The 4,112-nt window shown below is 50.1% G+C and carries 4 protein-coding genes and 3 tRNA genes; 6 read left to right on the top strand and 1 reads right to left on the bottom strand.

The window, feature by feature from the left end; translation table 11 throughout:
* On the top strand, window positions 1-448 hold a 448-nt coding region (locus FD34_RS05490), incomplete at its 5' end, for an IS30 family transposase (RefSeq protein ID WP_157046891.1).
* Between the two features lie 327 nt (window positions 449-775).
* On the opposite strand, the gene FD34_RS05485 is transcribed toward FD34_RS05490, so the two are convergent.
* Complete coding sequence (locus tag FD34_RS05485; protein ID WP_057807557.1) at window positions 776-1,264, bottom strand: flavodoxin; 489 nt, start codon at window positions 1,262-1,264, stop codon at window positions 776-778.
* Window positions 1,265-1,407: 143 nt separating this feature from the next.
* On the opposite strand from FD34_RS05485, the gene FD34_RS05480 reads away from it, so the two are divergent.
* The 5 genes from FD34_RS05480 (at window position 1,408) to FD34_RS05460 (ending at window position 3,962) form a co-directional block, all read left to right on the top strand.
* Window positions 1,408-1,480, top strand: a tRNA-Asn gene (locus FD34_RS05480).
* A gap of 62 nt (window positions 1,481-1,542) precedes the next feature.
* On the top strand, window positions 1,543-1,836 hold the full coding sequence (locus FD34_RS05475; RefSeq protein WP_057807555.1) for a hypothetical protein: 294 nt from the start codon (window positions 1,543-1,545) through the stop codon (window positions 1,834-1,836).
* A gap of 282 nt (window positions 1,837-2,118) precedes the next feature.
* Window positions 2,119-3,618: a peptide MFS transporter gene (locus tag FD34_RS05470; protein ID WP_057807553.1), complete on the top strand. Its 1,500-nt coding sequence runs from the start codon at window positions 2,119-2,121 to the stop codon at window positions 3,616-3,618.
* A gap of 181 nt (window positions 3,619-3,799) precedes the next feature.
* A tRNA-Tyr gene (locus FD34_RS05465) sits at window positions 3,800-3,882 on the top strand.
* Window positions 3,883-3,890: 8 nt separating this feature from the next.
* Window positions 3,891-3,962, top strand: a tRNA-Gln gene (locus tag FD34_RS05460).
* Window positions 3,963-4,112 lie beyond the last annotated feature (150 nt).

Genomic DNA, 4,112 nt, shown 5'->3' with positions numbered 1-4,112 from the left:
TGAAGCTGATACCGTACTTTCTGGCAAACGTAAAGGTCAAGCTGTGGCTACTTTTGCGGAGCGTAAGAGTCGCCTGACCATTGTTAAACGGCTCCATGGTCGCGACAGTCAGTCCATGACTCAAGCCGTACTGGAACTAGCTAGTCAACTTCAAGACAAGCTCAAGACGCTTACTGTGGATCATGGGAAAGAGTTCGCTAATTATCAGGCAATTGAACAGCTAACGGGTACTCAGGTTTACTTTGCCCATGCCTATTCACCGCACGAACGCGGTAGTAATGAGAACCGTAATCGAGTTTTGCGACGGTTTATTCCCAAGGGACAAGCCATTGAAGAGCTGAGCGATCGCCAGCTGGTTCAAATCAATTGGTATCTGAATTCCCGACCACTTAAATGTCTTAACTGGCACACACCAATCGAGATCTTCTTGCTTAATCTACGTCACTAAATTCGTTCAAGTTATTTCTTGCAATCTGCCATATTTATGCATAACCAGAAAAGTAGCGACATTGAGGCTCTTTTACTATGGGCAGAAGAAGTGCAACAGGTATGTCATAACTAGAGGAAGGACGTGAACCGCAAAAAGCCAGCGGAGCACGTCCTTCTATTTATTTTCAATACGTATCGTAGTGCTTACGGTAAAGACAAGAAATTATTTTATTCTTACCGAATATCATAGAGCCAAAAAAATTCCCGTGCGGATCGATCCGTGACGGGAAATTTTTTAGCCTTGCTTGTGGAGAACCATGAGCGGGGATGATCCTTCACCTGAGTTCTACTTAAGATTTAGGGAGTTTACCCAGGCCGTCAATCTAGCCGGGGAATTCAGGACGTCCCCCTGTTGGAGATCCAGCTGGAAGCCGTTTTCCCTGACCGTCCGGGCGACGTTGGTCTGGGCACGGTCGTAGCCGGTGCTGCTGGACGTGCCAAAGGTGGCGAGGACCTTGCCGTTGAGGTCCAAGTGGTCGATCGTGGTAGCGATCAGGCGCGGCGGGATTCCCCACCAGATCGGGTGGCCAATGATTACATTATCGTATTCGCCCAGGTCCGGCAGGTCGTCTTCGATTGGGACCCGGCCGTCGTGTTCCTGCTTCTGCTCGACGGTGGCCCGGGTCGTCTCATCGTGCCAATTAAGGTCTTCGGCCGTGTAGGGTTTAACCGGGTGAATTGCGGCGAGGTCGGCGTTGAGTTGGTTAGCGACCGCCTGCGCAGCTCGCTTGGTGGTTCCAGTGGCGGAGTAGTAGAGTACAATCGTTTTTGACATGGGAAGGCCTCCTCTATAGCTTACTTTTTACAAGTATATTATAAGGGATGGCGGTCCCATTGTTAAATGATAAGCTGGGGAGCAAAATAATGCTTGACGATTTCCGGACCGGTAAGATATAATACTGAGTGTTGATTTGTTATTCCGGCATAGCTCAGTTGGTAGAGCACCTGACTGTTAATCAGGTTGTCGTCAGTTCGAGTCTGACTGCCGGAGCTAGTAAGGCGGCTGGTGAGTTTCTCATCGGCCGTTTTTTGATGGAGTGGGGGAGTTAGCGAATGGATATTTTGTACCTAACATTGTGTGTCGTCTTCATGCTGATTGGGGTTCAGTTCACTCGGGGCAAGTGGCTGCGCCTGCTGGCGTGGCAGTCAAAGCAGGACCCAGCGGCGCGTAAGCAGGCGGGCCTGATCATCGCCCCAGGGCTGATTGGCCTGGGCCTGAGCATGTTTTTCTTCGGCTTCTTTAACAGCCACTACTGGGCCAACATCGGTAATGCGGTTTTCGTACTGTCAGTTGGTTATCTAGTGGCGATGGTAATCCTGGCCTATATCAAGTTTGGGCGAAAGTAGGCAGCTTGCTAGTAATGCGGGCTGCTTTTCTTTTTTAAACGAAATTCAAATGATGGTTAATTAAGTTAACCTGGCTTACTACCAACCTAAAAATTATTAAGTTAGATGAAACGTTCTCCCACTTTTCTCTCATCAAAACTTTATTTTTAATTGACTATTCCGGTGGGGAGGACTAAAATAATTACATTGTTATAAGAAAGTTAGATTTTTCTAATTATTTGGAATAAGTATTCTGAGTGATTAATCTGACTGTGCAATTATCAATGGAGGAATCAAATCTTTATGAGTAAACAAAAAGATATTGATACTGCATTCTTCGGGCAACCGCGTGGTCTCTCGACCCTGTTCTTCACTGAAATGTGGGAACGGTTCAGTTACTACGGAATGCGGGCAATTCTGTTATTCTACATGTACTATGCCGTCACTAAGGGCGGCCTGGGGATGAGCGAAACCACCGCTGCTTCGATTGTGTCGATCTACGGTTCCCTGGTTTACCTGTCTGGGGTTGTCGGTGGTTGGCTGTCTGACCGGGTCTGGGGCCCACGGCGGACCGTCTTTATCGGTGGTGTCCTGATCATGTTCGGGCACATCGCCCTGTCACTGCCGTTTGGCGTCAGTGCCCTCTACGTCTCGATCGCCCTGATCGTTGCCGGGACCGGGCTCTTAAAGCCTAACGTCTCCGAAATGGTCGGTGGCCTCTACTCTGAGAATGACCGCCGGCGGGATTCCGGTTTCAGTATGTTCGTCTTCGGGATCAACTTAGGGGCCGCGGTTGCCCCATGGGCGGTTCCGTGGGCTGCCAATGGCTTTGGGCTGAACCTCTTCCATGGCGAGATGAACTTCCACGCCGGCTTCTCCCTAGCCGCCATCGGGATGTTCTTCGGCCTGGTCCAGTACGTCATCGGTGGACGGAAGTACCTGTCCAAGGATAGCCTGTATCCAGACGATCCGATCGACAAGGAAAGCCTGCGTCCGGTTATGATCTGGACCCTGGTTGGGGTTGTTGTCCTGGCCGTCGTTCTTGGCCTACTGGCTGCGATGGGGCAGTTGAACATCACCAACATCATCACGATCATCACGATCATTGCGATCGCACTGCCGATCTACTACTTCATCATGATGCTGAACTCCAAGAAGGTCACGAAGGAGGAACACTCCCGGGTATTAGCCTACATCCCGCTGTTCATCGCCGCCGTTATCTTCTGGGCAATTGAGGAATCTGGTTCAGTTGTTTTGGCCCTCTTTGCCGAACAGCGGACGATCCTCCACATCGGGAGCTGGCACTTTGCTGCCGCTAACTTCCAGACCCTGAACCCCCTGTTCATCATGATCCTGACGCCGGTCTTCGTTACCCTCTGGGATCACTGGAAGAATCAACCAAGTGCTCCTGGTAAGTTTGCTGCCGGGCTGGTCTTCGCCGGTCTGTCTTACGCCTTCATGGCGCTGCCAGCCCTGATCCACGGCACCACCGCCGGCCGGGTTTCCCCATTCTGGCTGGTTGGTTCCTGGTTCATCGTTGAAATCGGTGAAATGCTGATTTCACCAATCGGCCTGGCCGTCACGACCCGGCTGGCCCCGAAGGCCTTCAAGTCTCAGATGATGAGTATGTGGTTCCTGGCTGACGCCGCTGCCCAAGCGGTTAACGCCCAGATCGTTAAGTTCTACTCATCATCCACCGAAGTGCCATACTTCCTGACGATCGGTCTGGTAAGTATCGTCTTCGGGATCATCCTGATGTTCTTCGTCAAGAGGATCCACGGTCTCATGGGTGGCGTTGACTAAGCATCACGATTAACTTGATTACACTTAAAGCCTGCCGGGCGCGTTTCGGCGGGCTTTTTTAATGCGGTGGGGGAGTTGGGTAAAAATCTTTGGGATTGGGGCTTGCATTTGCTAGTGGAATTCGGTATTATAATAAACGTTGATTAGTTATGTTTACATAGCTAGTTGACGAAACCCTTTTGGGGGAGTAGCGAAGTCTGGTTAAACGCGACGGTCTGTAAAACCGTTCCTTCGGGTTCGGTGGTTCGAATCCACTCTCCCCCATTTATTATTGGGCTATAGCCAAGCGGTAAGGCAACGGTTTTTGGTACCGTCATGCGCTGGTTCGAATCCAGCTAGCCCAACTGCTTAAAGACGATGGTTACTGACCACCGTCTTTTTTGTTTTTAAAATTTAATTTTTCAGAAATTTCCAGAAATGAGACAAAAGTGGCAAGACGTGCTTGATTTAGTCGCTTTCCCGAACTAGTATTTCCAACATGTTGTCTAAAAAGT

Origin of the sequence: Limosilactobacillus pontis DSM 8475 (assembly GCF_001435345.1) — a bacterium.
GTDB lineage: Bacteria > Bacillota > Bacilli > Lactobacillales > Lactobacillaceae > Limosilactobacillus > Limosilactobacillus pontis.
This window is presented reverse-complemented; position numbering and strand designations above follow the sequence as displayed.

What these genes read in the sequence shown, in the direction of transcription:
- FD34_RS05485 (WP_057807557.1), bottom strand. Translation starts at nt 1,264, where the DNA reads ATGTCAAAAACGATTGTACTCTACTACTCCGCCACTGGAACCACCAAG.
- FD34_RS05475 (WP_057807555.1), top strand. Translation starts at nt 1,543, where the DNA reads ATGGATATTTTGTACCTAACATTGTGTGTCGTCTTCATGCTGATTGGG.
- FD34_RS05470 (WP_057807553.1), top strand. Translation starts at nt 2,119, where the DNA reads ATGAGTAAACAAAAAGATATTGATACTGCATTCTTCGGGCAACCGCGT.